The following is a 16,842-nucleotide window of genomic DNA, read 5'->3' as shown; positions in this document are numbered from 1 at the left end:
TTGTCAGAGCCTAAGCAGCGTCGCGTGCCTTGCCCATGATGATCATGCTCAGGATGTCATCTTCGGTCACGTCGCCTACCTTTTCGGTGCCGATCATCGTGCCGTTCTTCATCACCGATACCCGGTCGCAAAGTTCAAGCATTTCGCGGGTGTCGTGGCTGATAAGGAAAATGCCCAAGCCCTGCGCCTTGAGCTCCTTGATCAGATCGGCGACCATCTTGCTTTCGTGCACGCCCAAGGCGGCGGTCGGTTCGTCCATGATCAGGATTTTCGCGTTGAAATAGACGGCGCGTGCGATCGCCACCGATTGCCGCTGACCGCCGGAAAGTGCCGAGACAGGCTCACTTATCTTTTTGAAATTGGGGTTGAGGCGGGCCATGATCTTGCGGGTCTCCGCCTCCATCTGGGCATCGTCGACCAGACCGAAACGATTGGTCAATTCGCGCCCCAGAAACAGGTTGCTGGGTGCATCAAGGTTATCCGCCAGCGCGAGCGTCTGATAGATAGTTTCAATGTTGTGTCGCCGTGCATCCCGCGGGGACTGGATGTTGACCTTCTTGCCTTCGATCCAGATTTCGCCCTCGTCCATCTGATAGGCACCGGCCAAAATCTTGATCAGCGTCGATTTACCGGCACCGTTATGGCCCAGCAGGCCGACAACTTCGCCCGCATGAAGATCAAGCGAAACGTTGTCGACAGCGCGCACGCCTCCGAAAGAAAGCGAGATATTCTTGAGTTCTACCAAAGGTGTCATCATTTCCCTCCCGTGCGGCGGCGATAGACAATGTCGATCCAGACGGCGAGGACCAGAACAGCCCCCACGACGATGTTTTGCAGGGGGGCATCGACCCCGACCATGGCCATGCCCGATTGCAGCGATTGCATGATCAGCGCCCCCAGGATCGCGCCGTGAATGGTGCCGATCCCGCCGGCAAGGGCCGTACCGCCAATTACGGCAGCAGCGATGACGCGCAGTTCATCCAGTGTGCCGATATCGTTGGAATGGTTCGTCAGCCGGGCCGATGCGACAACCGCAGACAGCGCGACCAAGGCACCCATCAGGGCAAAGACCTTGACCGTCAGCAGGCGCGTGTTGATGCCGGACAGTTCAGCCGCATCAGGGTTTCCGCCCGTCGCAAAGATATAGCGCCCCAGTCGGGTGCGTTTGGCCATCACCGTCATGGCAATTGCGATCCCGATTAGCAGCAGCACGGAATAGGGGATGCCATAAGCGGCGGTATAGCCGTCAGGCATGATCTCTCCGCGGGCCTTGAATTCGCGGATCAGCCGCGCCGTTGGGACTTCGTAGGCGTTCAGGATTGCTACAAAACCAAGGATCCCCATTGCGATGACCAGACCGACAAGCGCTTCGGCCCAGACAGGCTTGACCGGAAAGCCATGGCTGATCTTGTTGCGCCGCGCCGACCACAGGGCCCAAAGCGCAAGCAGAACGGCAACGAGGCCCACAATCCAGGACCAGGTTTCGCCCAAGGTCCCGTTGATGCCGCCGAATTTCCGAAATGTCTCGTCCAGCGGACCAATGGTTTGACCGTCGGTCATGTACCACGCCACGTTGCGCCAGATCAGCAGGCCGCCAAGTGTCACGATAAAGGCGGGGATGGTCAGAAAACCGACGAGCCAGCCCTGAAATGCCCCGATCACGATCCCAACGATCAAGCCGACGGCAATTGCGATCCAGGGGGTCAGCGGGTGACCCAGGCCAAGCCCCAGCAGTCTGGGAAGAATATCGGTCTGCGTCATCGCCATCGCGGCTGAACAGGTCGCCAGCATGGCCCCTACGGACAGATCGATGTGGCGGGTGACGATCACGAACACCATGCCGGTCGCCATGATGGCAACGCTGACGGTCTGGATGGTCAGGTTGAAGATATTGCGCGGGGTCAAGAACCGCCCGTCCGTCAGCACGTTGAACACCAGACAGACCAGAACAAAGGCTCCGATCATGCCCAAAAGGCGTGTGTCGATCTCGAGCTGGGTCAGGAAGGAACGTTTGGGCGCTTTCGGTGACGGATGTGACTCTGTCCCGGCGTTGGAAATGTCTGTCATGTGATTGGCTTCCGGATTGGGTCGCGGTTTCTTTCAGCGGTCAGGGCATTGGTTCGAAGAACGGCCCGCGCATAAAAGGGAAAAGGGTGCATCCCGACCGGGGCCGGGATGCAAAGGTCTTGGTTACTCGCAGGCTGCGACGCCTGTAACACCTTGGCAAAGCGCCTCTTTGGTGATCCAGCCAGCGTCCAGAACGGCGTTCAGGTTGTCGATGGTAACCGGCACGGGGGCCAGAAACTTGGCCGACAATGTCGTGCCGCCGGGCGACGTCCATTCGGTCGCGCCATCGATACCGGACATTTCAGTGCCGCTGGCAAGGGCAACTGCGATTTCAGCAGCGTTCTTGCCCAGATCGCGTGCGTCTTTCCAGACGCTGACGGTCTGCGTGCCCATCGCAACGCGGTTCAGGGCAGCGTGGTCGCCGTCCTGGCCGGACACGGGTGTGCCTTCCATGCCTTGTGCCGTCAGCGCGGCAACCGCACCACCGGCTGTACCGTCGTTGGACGCAACGACCGCGTCAACCTTGTTGTCCTGCGCCGTCAGGATCTGCTCCATGTTGCGCTGTGCGTTGGCTGGCAGCCAGCCGTCGGTATAGGCTTCGGCAACGATGGTGATGTCGCCTGCGTCAATCGCGGATTGCAGCACTTCTTGCTGGCCGCCCCGCAGGAAATCGGCGTTCGGGTCGGTGGGAGACCCCTTGATCATGACGTAGTTGCCCTTGGGCATGGCTTCCAGAACGGCGCGGGCCTGCATGCGGCCGACTTCGACGTTGTCGAAGGTCAGATAGAATGCACGGGGGTCTTCGATCAGACGGTCATAGCCGACAACCGGAATACCTTCGTCAGCGGCAGCTGTGATGGCCGGTCCGATCGCTTGGCTGTCCTGCGCCAGAATGATCAATGCATCTACGCCCTGGGCGATCAGGCTTTCCACGTCGGACAACTGCTTGGCCGAAGAAGACTGCGCGTCCGAGCTGACGTATTTCGCGCCGGCGGCTTCCAAAGCAGCTTTGATCGCGGCTTCGTCTGTTTTCCAGCGCTCTTCCTGAAAGTTTGACCAGCTGACGCCGACGGTGATGTCCTGTGCGGCGGCGGCGTGGGTGAATCCGGCAGTGGCGACAGCCGCTGCCATAAAGAGTTTACGCATTTCTTTCCTCCCAGATGAAATGTTCCGATTGCCTTTGGTGGCTTCGGTTTCGTCGTGGCTCTGAGGTTGCGCAATTTAATTCAGTTGTCAAAATAAATTTTGCAAAACGGGATAAAGAATTTGACAGGAGCCAGCAAAAAGCGGCTTATTTCGGGTGGGAGAAGTGGGGTGTTTGATTAAGACCGCCACGATGAGGATATAAAGTTTGGCCAGCGAACTAATTCGACACGCCTCTTTTGAAGGTGCCGAAGCAGCCCCTATGGGCTGTGGCCCCCGTTTGGCGATGCCACAGGATGACACGCGGCCCTTACGGCAGCAAGTGTTTGAACAGGTCCGCGCCGGCGGACACATGCCGCGCATGGATGTTGCCCGCGCGCTGGACATCAGCCCCGGTTCGGTGACCACCATTACCTCTGACCTGATCGCACGCGGCCTGCTGCAAGAAGTCGAAGACAGCCAGCGCGGACCAAGCCGGGGCCGCCCCCCGATCGCGTTGCGTGTGGCACCGCGCAGCCGGTTCGTGATCGGGATGAAGCTGTCGGATGAACGTCATACCGCCGTTTTGCTGGACCTTGCAGGTACCGTCATCGCCGAAGCGCAGCTGACCAGCGCCGCGCTGCGTCAAACCACCAAGGAGGTTTTGGCAGAGGTTTCGACCCTGACACGGCAGCTTTTGAAAAAGTCGGGCCAGCCTTTGGAATCGATCAGCGCCGTGGGGATTGGCCTGCCCGGCATCGTCGATGCCTGTCTGGGGGTCGTGAAATGGTCGCCGGTGATGACCGACACCGAAATCCCCTTGCGCGATATGCTGCAAGATACGCTGGGTTTGCCGGTGTCGTTGGACAATGACACAAATCTTTTGACGCTGGCCGAACTGTGGTTCGGTGCCGGGCGTGGCATTTCGAATTTCGCGGTCGTCACGATCGAACGCGGCGTTGGCATGGGGCTGGTGCTGAACAACCGTCTGTTCCGGGGGGCCTTGGGTCCGGGGATGGAACTGGGCCACACCAAGGTGCAGCTTGACGGGGCGCTGTGCCGCTGTGGCCAGCGCGGTTGTCTTGAGGCCTATGTCGCCGATTACGCCCTTGTCCGAGAGGCGGGAACCGCGCTGGACCGCGATCCCAGATCCAACAGTTCTGCGGTGACCATGATCGAAACCTTGTACGAAGAGGCCAATGCCGGAAATGAGGCCGCCTTGGCAATCTTCCAGCGGGCAGGGCGATTCCTGAGTGTAGGTTTGGCGAACATTGTTCAGTTGTTTGATCCGGAACGGATCATCCTGAGCGGTGAGCGCATGCGCTATGATTATTTGACCACCGACGATATGCTGGCCGAGATGAACAGCATGATACTTCCGGCGGGACGCACGCCCACCCCTGTGGATATTCACGCTTGGGGCGGATCTGTGTGGGCAAAGGGCGCTGCCGCACTGGCCCTGTCCGACGTCACGACCGCCCTTCTGGGGGAGACTGTTGCGTGATTGCCCGTCTGGCTTTGATCTTCTGGTCGGTGGCGGGCGCTGCCTGCGCTGATCCGCTGTTCGAAGATATCTCCACCGGCCTGTCGGACCACCAATATACAGGCGGATGGGAACATTTCGTCGGGGGCGGTGTATCGGCGTTTGACTGTTCCGCCGACGGGCGGCCCGATCTGGTGGCCGCAGGTGGCACGTCGCCGATGATCTTGCTGAAAAACGTCTCTGAAACAGGGCATATCGCATTTGAGCCCCTCCCTTTAGCAGGTGAAGTTACGGGCGTGACCGGTGCTTATCCGATCGAAATAGACGGCGACGGTCTGCTGGACCTTTACATTATGCGCGTCGGGCCTGACCGTGTTTTGCAAGGCGGCCCGGATTGCAGTTTCACCGACGTCACCGCAAGCTGGAACATTCCCCAGACCGATCAATGGACCACTGCCTTTACTGCATGGTGGGACGCGGGCGCGCAGTTTCCGACACTCGCCGTCGGCCATTATGTTGACCGCGCAAACCCCGGTGGGCCGTTTGGCACATGCGACACGCAGACGATCTTGAATCCGCAGGACAGCAACACGCCCGACTACAGCCCCGAGGTTTTATCCCCCGGCTTCTGCACCCTTTCGATGCTGGCATCTACAGATGCGCGCGGGCGCAATTCACTGCGCATATCCAACGATAGACACTATTACGTGTCTGGCGGGTCAGAGCAGCTTTGGGACATCGAAGACCGCCGCTTTCTGACATCGGAGGATGGCTGGGACAAGGTTTCGCTGTGGGGCATGGGCATCGCCAGCCGCGATCTGAACGGCGATCAGCGGGACGAACTTATGCTGACCTCGATGGGGGATCAGCTGATGCAGATCGCGCAACCCGATGGCCGCTATAGCGGTGCGCCCTATGATATCGGTACCTATGCGCATAACCCCTACATCAAGGGGGATGGACGCCCGTCAACCGGCTGGCACGCCAGCTTTGCCGACGTGAATAATGACGGCCGCGCCGATCTGTTTATCGCCAAGGGGAACGTCGATCAGATGCCGGGCATGGCCATGCGCGACCCGAACAATCTGCTGATCCAAGGCAAGGATGGTCGTTTCACCGAAGCAGGAGACGTCGCCGGCGTCGCTGACACGGCCCGATCCCGTGGTGCCGCCTTGACGGATTTTGACGGTGACGGGCGGCTTGATCTGGTGGTGGTGAACCGCCGTGCGCCGATGCGGCTGTACCGGAATGTGACGCCCGATGCCGGGAATGCTGTTAAGGTGCTGGCCAGCAGTACCGATGGCAATCATTTCGCGATTGGCGCGCGGGTCATTGTTACCTCTGATGCAGGGGTGCAAAGCCAGCAGATCACAGTTGGCGGGGGGCATGGCGGGGCGGTTGCAGGCCCTTTGCATTTCGGGATCGCGGGGGCCAAGACTGCGACGGTCCAGGTGCGCTGGCCTGACGGAACGCTAAGCGACATCGTGCATGCCCCCGCCGGCGAGACCGTGAAGATCACGCAGCCGGATTAATCCGCAGCAACGCCGCCGACGTCCAACCCGCTTGGCACGGTTGGGGGGATACCCAGCCGACCGTTCAAGGCAGTTTCATCATCCAGCGTCCGCAAAAATGATACTAATACGGCAATATCAGCAGCATCCAGCCCGCGGGGCGCACGGATCATTGCGGCCTGCACGATGCTTTCGCGGGCAGCAGCGTCATTCATTTCGCGCCAATCGTCACCCTCCAGCGGGGGCAGTCGGACGCCGTTTCGGGCCGTGGACCCTTGCGCAAATCGTTCAGAGGCACCGACGGGATCAAGGTGATCGCTCAAGAATTGCTCGATCGTACCATGGGCACCCGCATGCCCCCAGGGCCCGGTTTGCATTACATTGCGCAGCGATGGTGTGCGAAAGGCAAATGCATCGGCGGGGTCGCCTGTCACGCGCATGCGTCCTGTGTCATGGGCATTGTCTTCGAACGCGGCCGCCTTGCCGGGGCCCAGCTGTGGTGCGCCCATGGCGTGAAACTGGTGGTCGGTCTGAAACGGCCCTGAATGGCACGTGCTACAGCCCGCATCACCGTAGAACAGCTCCATCCCCTTTTCCGCGGCAAGCGGCAGTCCGACAGTCCGGTCGCGCAGATACGCATCGAAATCCGAGGTATCAGAACGCCATTCGTGATCGATGAATACCGCAATCGCGTTCGATATATCGGTGAACCCGATATCATCGGGCGTATTGATGTGGTCGTAAACGGCGCTGAACCGGCGCGCGTATTCGGGCAGGTCCGCAACCCGGCGCGACAGAATATCCCAAGCACCGCCCGGACCCGTGATCAGACCCTGACGCACGGCATTTGCCACGTCATTTTCGCCACCGTGGCCAGCCATCTCATCGGCGCTGAGCACGGGAAACATGGTCTGCGCCGACAAGATCGATGCAAAACCGCTTAGCATGTCGTCCTCGAGCGGGGTGCGGAACCCCGAAGGCATCGTCGGGTCAACCTCGATCCGGCCGTCATGGAACAGGACCCTGAATTCGGCCGCGCCCAGATTGAACAACGCCGGAGAATTCCGCGGAATGCGGTGTGTCGGCATGTTGTCGGGATCGCCGCGGCGTTCCAGCCCCAAGCCCTTGCCGCCTTCGCCCAAACCCAAAGACACCCCGTCGCTGGTCGCGAAATTCGGGTGATGGCACGTCGCGCAGGCGATGTTGCGGTTGCCCGACAGGATGGGATCGTAGAACAGCAACTGGCCCAGGACCGCTTCGTCCAGGTCCGCAGGCGTGAAGGCCGCGTCAGCCACCGGGTCAGGCAGCGGATCTGCATGCGCAATGCAGGCGCTGAAGGCCAGCAAAAGAACGGATGAACGGATCAAATACATGGGCTTATCTTTGCCCAATTCGAATGTCCGGGCAAGCCCGTCAGGCCCAATTCCTCAGCGCTTGTGACAACCGCGTTAGCCCATCGTGCAGGTTGACGGCAGCCCCTCCGCCCACGCCAAGCCTGATGTGGTGGGGCTGGTCGTAGGCGCTGCCGGGCAGCAGAAAGGTCCGGTACGGAGCGGCCAGCAGCCTGCGCGCGAAATCATCGCTGTCGATGCCGTCCGGCAGGCGGGCAAGGCCGATCAGACCGGCGCGGGGCGGTACCCAGGAAAGGCCCGCTTGCGCATCGACCCAGGCGTTCATCTGCGCCAGATTTTCGCGCCCCGCACGGCGGGCCGTGTCCATCGCCGGCGCATACCGATCAGGGCGCAGCGCGATTTCCGCGATCACCTCACCCATGATATTCATGATCTCGGATGAATTCTCTCGCAAGATCACCGCGTCCATGATCATCTGCGCATCAGGGCAGATCATCCACCCTGTGCGCAGCCCCTGAAGCCCCAAAGCCTTCGAGACAGAGCCTGTCGTGATCCCCCTTGCGTACATGCCCGCCACCGATGGCGCACGCGGTCCGTCCCATTCCAGCCCGGCATAAACCTCGTCGATCAACAGCCACGCGCCGACGCGGTCAGCGATGCGGACAAGCTGGCCAATCTCGTCGGTACTTAGCAAGTCACCCGTCGGGTTGTTGGGGTTGGTGAGGAAAATCATTTTGGTCTGATCACTGACCGCGTCGGCGATCCGGTCGATGGGCAGGTGCCAGCCGTCGCATTCCTGCCGCGTGATGCGGGTGATTTTTGCGCCGATGGCCTTGGCCAATACCTCTGCTTGCGGCCAACCGGGAGTCTCAATGATGATCTCGTCGCCCGGCTGAAGCAGTTGCATGATCGCGAGGTAATTCGCCTCGGCGGCCCCTGCGGTGATCAACACGTCGCTTTGCGCGCAAATACCGTTTAATCCGGCTTGGGCCAGAACATGATCGCGCAGTTCTGGCAGGCCGCGAAAGTCGCGATTGTTCCAGTCCAAAGACTGGTCGGGATCCAAATCAGCCAGATAATCCCCCAGCTTGGGCGACCCTGACAGCGAAAACCCGACGATCGCCTCGGGTGCGGCATCGGTGGTATCCAGCAGATATTGGAACAAGGTGTGTATCTTGACTTTCATACGGTGCCTCTGGCTAACATGCCCGCAAACGGGGGCAGATACATGAATATGCAAGTTTCTTTGAAAGGCAAACCGATCCGACTGGCGGTGCTGGATTACGGATTGTTTCGGGTGCATTCAGGCCCGCGCGATGTCGGCATCTGCGGCTATGTCATTCAGACGGATGCAGGCGAAACTGTTTTGATAGACACTGGTTTCCCGGAAAAATACGCTCAGGACGCCGATGCTGCCACGGCCGAGGATGATCTGGGAAGCTTTGGACAGGTATTGTCCGTGACGCCCGAAAACATGCCCGGCCCACAACTGGCGAAACTGGGGATCGTCAAGCAGGATGTGACCCTGATGATCCAAAGCCACACGCATATTGATCACGTCGGCGACATGGGCGGATACCCCCAGGCCCCCATCCTGATTGCCGAGGCCGAGCGCGCATTGCCAAGACCGCTATATTGGTCGGGCAAGCAGGCGATGGACTGGCCCGATGCCGATTATGCGCTGGTCACGCAGGATTTCAGCCTGTGCGACGGGTTCGACGTGCTGCTGTGCCCCGGCCACGCACCCGGTCAGCTGGCCTTTATGATCTGTCTGCCGGATACCGGCTGGGTGTTGCTGACGTCTGACGCGATCAGCCGCGCCTCCGAGATTGACGAGGCTTTCGCGGGCTCTTGGGATGTTGATCTTGCGATCCATCACGGTGATCGTCTGATGAAGCTTGCCGCCACCCGTGATGCCACCGTGATCTTTGGCCACAGCCCCGAAGACTGGCCCACCCTGAAAAAGGCCCCGCATTGGTTTACCTAAGCCGCAGGGCGCGGGAAAAAAATTCTTTGTTGGTATCGGATTAGCGACTAGGCTTTGAATTGAGGCCGGAACAACCGGTCAAAACCAACGGTGGGAGACTTGTGATGGGCAAGAGAGACGAATGGATCGCGAAATACGCGGATGATCTGACAAACAAATGCGGCATGACGCCGGACATGGATTTGCTGACCAAGGTCACGATTGGCTGTGGCCCGTCGATCTACAACGCAGACGCGCAGACCGTCGCCGCATCGCAAGAGAGCGAGCTTGAGCTGGTCAAGACCAACTTCCTGATGAAGAAACTTGGCATGGCCGACAGCCCTGAGCTGATGGAGGGCATCCACAAGGTCGTCGAAATTTATGGACAATCCGAGCGTAACAAATACCGCGCCGTGATCTATTATATGCTGACCAAGCATTTCGGCAAGGAAGCCGTCTACGGCTGAAACGGCCACCAGAACCGAGAAGAAACGCCCGTATGGTTAAGCGGGCGTTTTTTTATTGTAAGGTGTTTGAATTACTCGATTCTTGCACGGGACAGGAAGATGCAGTATCCATAGTACATGGCTAGTACGGCCAGAACATATTTCGATACACGTGAGGTGGTCTTTAGGGATTCACGTGGGGTGAGAAAGGGTTCTGGCGGGGTGCCGGAACCCTTTTTACGTTCTACAGTGTCTTTATTACGCTTCCGTATTCCCCATGGCGCAAATCTGCTGCCATTGCTCTGCTGTGACCGGCTGCACTGACAAACGCGGGCTTTTTACCAAGGGCATATCGTCAAACCGGCCATCGCTTTTGATGTCGTCCAGCGTAACGGGCGTTTCAAACGGCCGCACCGCTTTGATGTCAACGCATTCCCAACGGTCGTCATCGGTTGAACTGTCCTGATGCGCCTCGGCGATAACCTCGACAATGCCGACGATGGCCCGTTCGCCTTGGGAATGATAGAAAAAACCCAGATCACCCTTGGCCATCTCGCGCATGAAATTGCGTGCCTGATAGTTGCGCACGCCATCCCATTCCTCGCCCGTGTCACCTTTGGCGACCTGATCATCCCAGCCCCAGGTCGACGGTTCCGATTTGAAAAGCCAGTAGGCCATCAGCCGATCACCTTGTTCCATGCGATCAGTTGAACATCGGCAAACAGGCCAGCCTTGGCATAGGGATCATTTGCCGCCCATGTTTGCGCCGCCGCCATATCGGCAACATCCAAAATCACCAAAGATCCGCACATTTGCCCATCAGCATCCAAAAAGGGTCCGGCCTGGGACACGCAACCGGTGGATTTCAGGTAGTCCACGTGGGCGGGGCGGTTTTCCTGCCGCACCGAGAGGGAGTCGGCTTTGTCTTTGGCAATCAGGGCAATCAGCATGTCATTCTTCCTTTAAGGGGCGGGTCAAAAGCGACGTCATCGCGCTTTGCACATCTAATCTGTTCTCGATCAAACCTGCAACGGCGGCAGTGATCGGCAGGTCCAATCCATGCTTTTGCGCCAAACCATGCACCGCGCGGGCTGTGGCGGCCCCTTCGACGGTGGTCGTGCTGTCAAAGCTGCGCCCTTCGCCAAAGGCCAGCCCCAGCCGGTAGTTGCGCGATTGGGTGGACGTGCAGGTCAGGGTCAGATCGCCAAAACCCGACAGCCCCGAAAGCGTATCTGGATCAGCGTTCAAATGCGCCGCAAGCCGCTGCATTTCTGCAAAGCCGCGCGTCATCAGCGCAGCGCGTGCGCTTTCGCCCAGTCCAGCCCCCATCGCGGCACCGCAGGCAATGGCGACAACGTTCTTGAGAGCCCCGCCCAGTTCGGCCCCGATGGTGTCAACTGTCCGGTAAAGCCGCAGGTTTTGCGTTGTCAGCGCCTTCTGCAACCGTTCGCCAACCATCGCATCCGCGCAGGCCAGCGTCAGCGCCGTTGGCAAGCCGCGCGCGATATCGGCGGCGAAACTGGGGCCGGTCAGAATGGCGGGTGTGGCATTTGGCAAGGTTTCGTGAATCACCGCGACGGGGCCAAGACCGGTTTCCAGCTCGATCCCCTTGCAGCAGGCGACGATGGTTTTGCCATCCAGCAGCGCGGCGTGTTCCGTCAAAAAACCGCGCAGTGTTTGCATCGGGACGGCAACCAGCAAAACGTCGGATTTGGCGGCGTCCTCAAAGGTTTCCGTAACGAACAACCCGTCTGGAAAATGACACCCGGGCAGACGTGCCTTGTTCTCGCGCAGGGTATCCATGCCTTGGGCGTCGCGCGCCCAAAGGGTGATCGGGCCCTTGTGCGCCAGCGAAATCGCCAGCGCGGTGCCGAATGCGCCCGCACCCAGAACTGCGATGCTCATGCCTTTGCCCCCTTCTTGCCGCTGCCCAACATGGACGGTTGGCTGGTGTCCAACGGCCATCTTGGCCGCGCCGACAGCGTCAGATCATCAGGGCCGCGCAGCTGGCTTTGTTCAGCTGCGGCAAACGCGATCATCGCGGCATTGTCAGTGCACAGGCTAAGCGGCGGCGCGATGAAAGCGGTCGATACTTCCTGTGATACAGTCTCTAACCTTGCACGAATGGCTTTGTTTGCGGCAACACCACCCGCCACGCACAAGGTGCGGGTCTCGGGGTCATGGTCCAGATAAAGCTTTAGCGCGCGGCGGGTCTTTTCGGCCATCACATCGACGACGGCGGCCTGAAATCCGGCGGCCAAATCTGCCTGATCCTGCACGGTCAGCCCGCCCTTTTCTTGGATAATCTTGTCCCTCACCCGCAGGACCGCGGTCTTGAGGCCCGAGAACGACATATCGCAATCAGGTCGATCCAGCAGGGGGCGCGGGAAGGCAAAGCGCTTTGCGTCCCCCTCCAGCGCGGCTTGTTCAATCGCTGGCCCGCCGGGCTGTGGCAGCGAAATCAGGCGCGCGACCTTGTCAAAGGCTTCGCCGGGCGCGTCGTCGATGGTGCCGCCCAGCCGTTCGAACCGGTCCGGCCCATGGACCAGCAAGAACTGGCAATGCCCGCCGGATACCAAAAGCACCAGATAGGGATAGGCCACATCATCCGTCAAACGCGGGGTCAGGGCGTGGCCCGCCAGGTGGTTCACCCCGTAAAGCGGTTTGCCCGTCGCAGCAGACAGCCCCTTGGCGCACATCACGCCGGACAGAACGCCACCGATCAGACCCGGCCCGGCAGTGACGGCAATCGCATCCACATCCGCCAGTGTCAGACCCGCTTTTGCCAGTGCATCCTCGACACACAGGTCCAGTTTTTCGGCATGGGCGCGGGCGGCGATCTCGGGAACAACACCGCCGAATGCCGCGTGCAGATCGGTCTGGCTGTCCACGACAGAAGACAGCACCTTTGCCTTTTGCCCCGGCTCAAACTGCACGAGGGCGGCGGCGGTATCATCGCAGCTGCTTTCCAATCCGAGAACTATCATGGCCGTTTCCGTTGCAAGGGTGATCACCGCCAAGTAACACCTTGAGGCAAGTGGAACAATCCTTGGGGACATCCGCCAAATGAACAAGCCCATGCTGATCCTGACCCGGCCTGCCCCGAATGCAAATGCGTTTCTGGACATGATTGCACCGGACCTTTTGGCGCGGGTCAGTGTCCTGATCAGCCCGCTTTTGCAGATATCGGGCACTGCCACGCCGGTTCTGATGCAGGGCATTGAGGGGGTGATCTTCACGTCGGCAAACGGGGTGGCGTTCGGGCCGGATGGGCTGGGCCGCACGGCCTATTGCGTCGGTGCTAAAACTACCCAGGCGGCCAAGGAAAAGGGCTGGCGCGCGCAGATCCTTGGGCAGAATGCCGACGAATTGGTCACCGCCTTGATCAAGACGCAGCCCAATGCACCCCTTTTGCACATATGTGGTCACCATCAACGCGGCGATATCGCCAGCCGCTTGTCCCAAGCGGGGCTGCGTACGACTGCCGTCACAGTCTATGACCAGACGCTTTTGCCGCTGTCAGATCAGGCAAAACATGTGCTGGCTTCGGGTGAAACCTGCATCGTGCCTTTGTTTTCGCCCCGGACCGCGACGCAGTTTGCCCGCGAATGCCCAGATTTTCACCATGTCGTCGTGATCGCCCTTAGTCGGGCCGTTGCCGACGCTCTTGGCTATCAAAAGCCGCAAGACCTGCTGATTGCGGATGAACCAACAGCCAACTCGATGCGTTTAGTTCTTGAAACTGCGGTGGATTGGGGCAGGTTAGCTTGAAGATCAGCACACATGCCGTCTAATATTGCAGAAATAGCTGACGATCCGTCAGAATCGGAAAGGTTTTTTAAGCGTGGCAAAAGCGAAAACTCCAAGCACGGGCGGCGATAAACCGACAGAAAACGCGACATCGCGGGCGTCCGCTGCTGCGGCCAAACCCAAGCCAGCGCCCAAAACGCCGGAAAAAAAGGCAGCTGCCGCAAAACCTGTCGCGGCAAAGACGCCTGATACCAAGGGCGGAGCAAAAACATCTGCGGCGGCCAAGACATCAAAAGATGCGGCTGTGTCTGCGACACCTGCTGACAAGCCTGATACACTTTCTGACAAGGCTGATACACCATCCAAGGCGGCCGCACCGGGTACCACCACCAAACCGGATGTGCCGAAGTCTGACACTGCGAAACCAGCCGTGACGTCTGAAGTGAAAGCGCTGGCTGAAACCAGCCCGACGCCCAAGCCTGACGTCAAACCTGCTGATAAGAAAGCCGATGCGCCCAAGGCAATGGAGACACCGAAAGAGGCACCCAAGCCTACCGAAGCTTCAAAACCGTCTGTGACGCCCACACCAAGCCAAACCACCCCCGCCAAGCCCGAAAGAAGCAAGAGCGTGTTCTGGCCCATGGTTCTGGGCGGTCTCGTTGCCTGTGGCATCGGCTTTGCCGCCGCCGAGACGGGCGTCCTTGCCACGTTGACGGGGTCAAGCGCGATCACTGCGCCGGAAAACACCGTTGCCGACCAGGCGGCCAGGATTGCGGCACTGGAAGACGCGCTTGGCAAGATGCCCGCTGAAACCGATGCACCCGCGACCGATCTGGCCGCGATGGAAGAGATCAAGGCATCCGTCGCGGCGCTGAATGCGCGCATCGATGAAATCGAGAACCGTCCAGCACCCGCCGCGGCCGAAGCGCCTGAGGTCGATACCTCGGCGTTCGAGGCGGAATTGGCGGCGCTTACATCGTCTGTTGAAACGCAGCGGGACGAAATCCAGCGGCTCTTGGAAAATGCGCTGAGCGTCGAAGAAGCGACCGAGCAAGCTGCACGGGCTGCAACAGTGCAATCCGCCGTCGCGCGTATCGTTGCAGCACTGACCACGGGCCAGTCGTTTCAATCCGAAATTGATGACTTGAAGGCGGGCGGTGTGCAGGACATCCCGGCTGCCTTGACGGAATCAGCTGAAACCGGGGTCACCACCAGCGCCAACTTGCAAGACCGGTTTCCCGATATCTCGCGGGCTGCGCTGGCGGCGGCACGGGCAGATGCACCGGCGGGTGCCGGGGGCGGCTTTGGCAACTTCCTTAAAAACCAGCTGGGCGCACGATCAGTGACCCCCCGCGAAGGAACTGACCCCGATGCGATCCTGTCGCGAGCCGAAGCCGCCCTGCGCGACGGACGGCTTTCCGATGCGATAACCGAGGTCGAGACGCTGCCCGAAGGGGCCAAAGCGCCGATGGCCGACTGGCTTGCCGATGCGCAGGCCCGCCAGGCCGCGCAAGATGCCGTGCAGACCCTGACACAACGCCTGACGGCAAACTAAGGAAATTCATATGCTTTGGTCACTGATTAAGATCGTTGTGTTCGTTGTGGCAATTGCCGCGCTGACATGGGGTGCCAGCTTCCTGCTCGAAAGCTCGGGCGGGTTGCAGGTTACCGTGATGGGGACCGAATTCAGCTTTGGCCCGCTGCAATCTGTTATAGCGATTATCGTTCTGGTGATCGCCGTGTGGCTGGTGCTCAAGATCATTTCGCTGCTGATCGCGGTCTGGCACTTCCTGAACGGGGACGAAACCGCGCTGTCGCGCTATTTCGACCGCAACCGCGAACGCAAAGGCTATGAGGCGTTGTCCGAAGGTCTGATGGCTTTGGCCAGTGGAGAGGGGCGTCTGGCCCTATCCAAGGCGGCGAAGGCCGATAAATATCTGGAGCGGCCCGAGCTGACGAACCTGTTGATTGCCCAGGCGGCTGAAATGGCAGGCGACAAACGCAAGGCCGAAGAGACCTACAAAAAGCTGGTTGCCAACGAATCCACGCGCTTTGTCGGGGTGCGTGGCATCCTGAAGCAAAAGCTGGCCGAAGGGGACACCGACACTGCTCTGAAGCTGGCTGAAAAGGCGTTTGCGCTTAAGCCCAAACATGCCGACACCGGTGATATCCTGCTTAAGCTGCAAGCCGAGAAGGAAGACTGGTCAGGCGCACGCGAGACCCTGAATACCAAGCTGAAGAACGGTCAGCTGCCCCGCGACGTGCACAAGCGCCGCGATGCCGTGCTGGCGCTGTCCGAGGCCAAGGATGTCTTTACCGAAGGCCACAGCATCGAAGCCCGCGAGGCTGCGATCGAAGCGAACCGCCTGTCGCCTGATCTGATCCCTGCTGCCGTCATGGCCGCGCACAGCTATATCGATCAGGGCAAACCCAAATATGCTGCGCGCCTGCTGAAAAAAGCATGGAGCGTTCATGCCCATCCCGATCTGGCAAGTGCCTTTGCCGCGATCGCGCCGGATGAAACCCCCAAAGAACGGCTCAAGCGGTTCACGGCACTTACCCGGACCCAGCCCGACGATCCCGAGACCAAGATGCTATTGGCCGAGCTGAACATCGCGAACGAAGATTTCCCCGAAGCACGGCGGTCCTTGGGCAATCTGGTCGAAACCGACCCGACTGCGCGCTCCGTCACATTGATGGCTGCGATTGAACGGGGCGAAGGCGCGTCTGATACTGTCGTCAAAGGCTGGCTTGCCCGTGCATTGACCGTGTCGCGGGGCCCGCAGTGGATTTGTGACAACTGCCAGCACATCCATACCAACTGGAAACCGATCTGTGACAACTGCCACAGCTTTGATACGCTTGCATGGAAAACGCCGCCGATGTCCGAAGTCGCCATGCCCGGTGGTGTGCAGATGCTACCGCTGATCGTTGGTGCGATCGAGGATAATTCAGGGGCCGACGCCAAGCCACCCGTCGCCACCCGCGCCGACATCGAAGAAGCCGAGCTGATCGTGGATACGGACGAAGTCAGCGAAAAACCGAAAGAGCCCGAGGTTACCACTGAAAAGTAACCTTGAACTGCGGTGAAAAATCTGGCCGGTATCTGCTTGGAAACAGCAGGTACCGGCCTTTTGCGTTTTTG

General features: G+C 59.7%; 16 protein-coding genes. 7 read left to right on the top strand and 9 right to left on the bottom strand.

What is annotated here, in order from left to right:
- Positions 1-10 precede the first annotated feature (10 nt).
- The 3 genes from RGAI101_RS12205 to xylF form a co-directional block, all read right to left on the bottom strand.
- Positions 11-757, bottom strand: coding sequence for an ATP-binding cassette domain-containing protein (locus tag RGAI101_RS12205; protein WP_008226836.1), 747 nt, complete (start codon positions 755-757; stop codon positions 11-13).
- The gene (locus RGAI101_RS12200; protein WP_008227900.1) at positions 754-2,067 is read right to left on the bottom strand and encodes a sugar ABC transporter permease; all 1,314 of its coding nucleotides are present in this window, start codon (positions 2,065-2,067) and stop codon (positions 754-756) included. Before RGAI101_RS12200 ends, RGAI101_RS12205 begins: the two co-directional genes overlap by 4 nt.
- Before the next feature lie 123 nt (positions 2,068-2,190).
- Complete coding sequence (gene xylF, locus RGAI101_RS12195) at positions 2,191-3,213, bottom strand: D-xylose ABC transporter substrate-binding protein (protein ID WP_037228126.1); 1,023 nt, start codon at positions 3,211-3,213, stop codon at positions 2,191-2,193.
- A gap of 259 nt (positions 3,214-3,472) precedes the next feature.
- Here xylF and RGAI101_RS12190 point away from each other — a divergent pair, with 259 nt between their 5' ends.
- Positions 3,473-4,693 (top strand): ROK family protein, encoded by a 1,221-nt coding sequence (locus RGAI101_RS12190; RefSeq protein ID WP_037228123.1) that lies wholly within the window; start codon positions 3,473-3,475, stop codon positions 4,691-4,693.
- Positions 4,690-6,204, top strand: coding sequence for a CRTAC1 family protein (locus tag RGAI101_RS12185; RefSeq protein WP_008228383.1), 1,515 nt, complete (start codon positions 4,690-4,692; stop codon positions 6,202-6,204). The genes RGAI101_RS12190 and RGAI101_RS12185 overlap by 4 nt, the downstream gene beginning before the upstream one ends.
- Here RGAI101_RS12185 and RGAI101_RS12180 read toward each other — a convergent pair.
- A complete protein-coding gene (locus RGAI101_RS12180) occupies positions 6,201-7,556 on the bottom strand; it encodes a cytochrome-c peroxidase (RefSeq protein WP_008228484.1) in 1,356 nt (451 codons plus the stop codon). The two genes, RGAI101_RS12185 and RGAI101_RS12180, sit on opposite strands and share 4 nt — an antisense overlap.
- Before the next feature lie 40 nt (positions 7,557-7,596).
- Positions 7,597-8,721 carry a pyridoxal phosphate-dependent aminotransferase gene (locus RGAI101_RS12175; protein WP_008228051.1) on the bottom strand — a complete coding sequence of 375 codons (1,125 nt, stop codon included), beginning with the start codon at positions 8,719-8,721 and terminating at the stop codon, positions 7,597-7,599.
- Between the two features lie 42 nt (positions 8,722-8,763).
- Between RGAI101_RS12175 and RGAI101_RS12170 the strand changes: the two genes are divergently transcribed.
- Complete coding sequence (locus tag RGAI101_RS12170) at positions 8,764-9,522, top strand: MBL fold metallo-hydrolase (RefSeq protein WP_008229260.1); 759 nt, start codon at positions 8,764-8,766, stop codon at positions 9,520-9,522.
- A 104-nt stretch (positions 9,523-9,626) separates the two neighbouring features.
- Positions 9,627-9,968, top strand: a complete 342-nt coding sequence (locus RGAI101_RS12165; RefSeq protein WP_008227293.1) for a DUF2853 family protein — start codon at positions 9,627-9,629, stop codon at positions 9,966-9,968.
- A gap of 237 nt (positions 9,969-10,205) precedes the next feature.
- Here RGAI101_RS12165 and RGAI101_RS12160 read toward each other — a convergent pair whose 3' ends face one another.
- Genes RGAI101_RS12160 through tsaD form a run of 4 tightly spaced genes read right to left on the bottom strand, consistent with a single transcriptional unit; the run spans position 10,206 to position 12,934 of the window.
- On the bottom strand, positions 10,206-10,625 hold the full coding sequence (locus RGAI101_RS12160) for an EVE domain-containing protein (protein ID WP_008225492.1): 420 nt from the start codon (positions 10,623-10,625) through the stop codon (positions 10,206-10,208).
- Positions 10,625-10,897, bottom strand: a complete 273-nt coding sequence (locus RGAI101_RS12155; RefSeq protein ID WP_008226198.1) for a YciI family protein — start codon at positions 10,895-10,897, stop codon at positions 10,625-10,627. Before RGAI101_RS12155 ends, RGAI101_RS12160 begins: the two co-directional genes overlap by 1 nt.
- 1 nt (position 10,898) lies before the next feature.
- Positions 10,899-11,852 carry an NAD(P)H-dependent glycerol-3-phosphate dehydrogenase gene (locus RGAI101_RS12150; RefSeq protein WP_008225936.1) on the bottom strand — a complete coding sequence of 318 codons (954 nt, stop codon included), beginning with the start codon at positions 11,850-11,852 and terminating at the stop codon, positions 10,899-10,901.
- Positions 11,849-12,934: a tRNA (adenosine(37)-N6)-threonylcarbamoyltransferase complex transferase subunit TsaD gene (tsaD, locus tag RGAI101_RS12145; protein WP_037229502.1), complete on the bottom strand. Its 1,086-nt coding sequence runs from the start codon at positions 12,932-12,934 to the stop codon at positions 11,849-11,851. The genes RGAI101_RS12150 and tsaD overlap by 4 nt, the downstream gene beginning before the upstream one ends.
- A 79-nt stretch (positions 12,935-13,013) precedes the next feature.
- On the opposite strand from tsaD, the gene RGAI101_RS12140 reads away from it, so the two are divergent.
- The 3 genes from RGAI101_RS12140 (at position 13,014) to RGAI101_RS12130 (ending at position 16,771) form a co-directional block, all read left to right on the top strand.
- Positions 13,014-13,718, top strand: coding sequence for a uroporphyrinogen-III synthase (locus RGAI101_RS12140; RefSeq protein WP_008226474.1), 705 nt, complete (start codon positions 13,014-13,016; stop codon positions 13,716-13,718).
- A gap of 73 nt (positions 13,719-13,791) precedes the next feature.
- The gene (locus RGAI101_RS22420; RefSeq protein WP_008228980.1) at positions 13,792-15,252 is read left to right on the top strand and encodes a COG4223 family protein; all 1,461 of its coding nucleotides are present in this window, start codon (positions 13,792-13,794) and stop codon (positions 15,250-15,252) included.
- 10 nt (positions 15,253-15,262) lie between these two features.
- Positions 15,263-16,771 carry a heme biosynthesis protein HemY gene (locus RGAI101_RS12130; RefSeq protein WP_008226687.1) on the top strand — a complete coding sequence of 503 codons (1,509 nt, stop codon included), beginning with the start codon at positions 15,263-15,265 and terminating at the stop codon, positions 16,769-16,771.
- Positions 16,772-16,842: the final 71 nt, after the last annotated feature.

It is taken from the genome of Roseobacter sp. GAI101, assembly GCF_000156335.1.
Lineage (GTDB): Bacteria > Pseudomonadota > Alphaproteobacteria > Rhodobacterales > Rhodobacteraceae > Sulfitobacter.
Note: the sequence above shows the minus strand (reverse complement) of the source record. Positions and strands in the feature narration are given on the sequence as shown.

What these genes read in the sequence shown, in the direction of transcription:
- xylF (WP_037228126.1), bottom strand. Translation starts at nt 3,213, where the DNA reads ATGCGTAAACTCTTTATGGCAGCGGCTGTCGCCACTGCCGGATTCACC.
- RGAI101_RS12180 (WP_008228484.1), bottom strand. Translation starts at nt 7,556, where the DNA reads ATGTATTTGATCCGTTCATCCGTTCTTTTGCTGGCCTTCAGCGCCTGC.
- RGAI101_RS12200 (WP_008227900.1), bottom strand. Translation starts at nt 2,067, where the DNA reads ATGACAGACATTTCCAACGCCGGGACAGAGTCACATCCGTCACCGAAA.
- RGAI101_RS12170 (WP_008229260.1), top strand. Translation starts at nt 8,764, where the DNA reads ATGAATATGCAAGTTTCTTTGAAAGGCAAACCGATCCGACTGGCGGTG.
- RGAI101_RS12175 (WP_008228051.1), bottom strand. Translation starts at nt 8,721, where the DNA reads ATGAAAGTCAAGATACACACCTTGTTCCAATATCTGCTGGATACCACC.
- RGAI101_RS12165 (WP_008227293.1), top strand. Translation starts at nt 9,627, where the DNA reads ATGGGCAAGAGAGACGAATGGATCGCGAAATACGCGGATGATCTGACA.
- RGAI101_RS12205 (WP_008226836.1), bottom strand. Translation starts at nt 757, where the DNA reads ATGATGACACCTTTGGTAGAACTCAAGAATATCTCGCTTTCTTTCGGA.
- tsaD (WP_037229502.1), bottom strand. Translation starts at nt 12,934, where the DNA reads ATGATAGTTCTCGGATTGGAAAGCAGCTGCGATGATACCGCCGCCGCC.
- RGAI101_RS12130 (WP_008226687.1), top strand. Translation starts at nt 15,263, where the DNA reads ATGCTTTGGTCACTGATTAAGATCGTTGTGTTCGTTGTGGCAATTGCC.
- RGAI101_RS12140 (WP_008226474.1), top strand. Translation starts at nt 13,014, where the DNA reads ATGAACAAGCCCATGCTGATCCTGACCCGGCCTGCCCCGAATGCAAAT.
- RGAI101_RS12190 (WP_037228123.1), top strand. Translation starts at nt 3,473, where the DNA reads ATGGGCTGTGGCCCCCGTTTGGCGATGCCACAGGATGACACGCGGCCC.
- RGAI101_RS12155 (WP_008226198.1), bottom strand. Translation starts at nt 10,897, where the DNA reads ATGCTGATTGCCCTGATTGCCAAAGACAAAGCCGACTCCCTCTCGGTG.
- RGAI101_RS12150 (WP_008225936.1), bottom strand. Translation starts at nt 11,852, where the DNA reads ATGAGCATCGCAGTTCTGGGTGCGGGCGCATTCGGCACCGCGCTGGCG.
- RGAI101_RS12160 (WP_008225492.1), bottom strand. Translation starts at nt 10,625, where the DNA reads ATGGCCTACTGGCTTTTCAAATCGGAACCGTCGACCTGGGGCTGGGAT.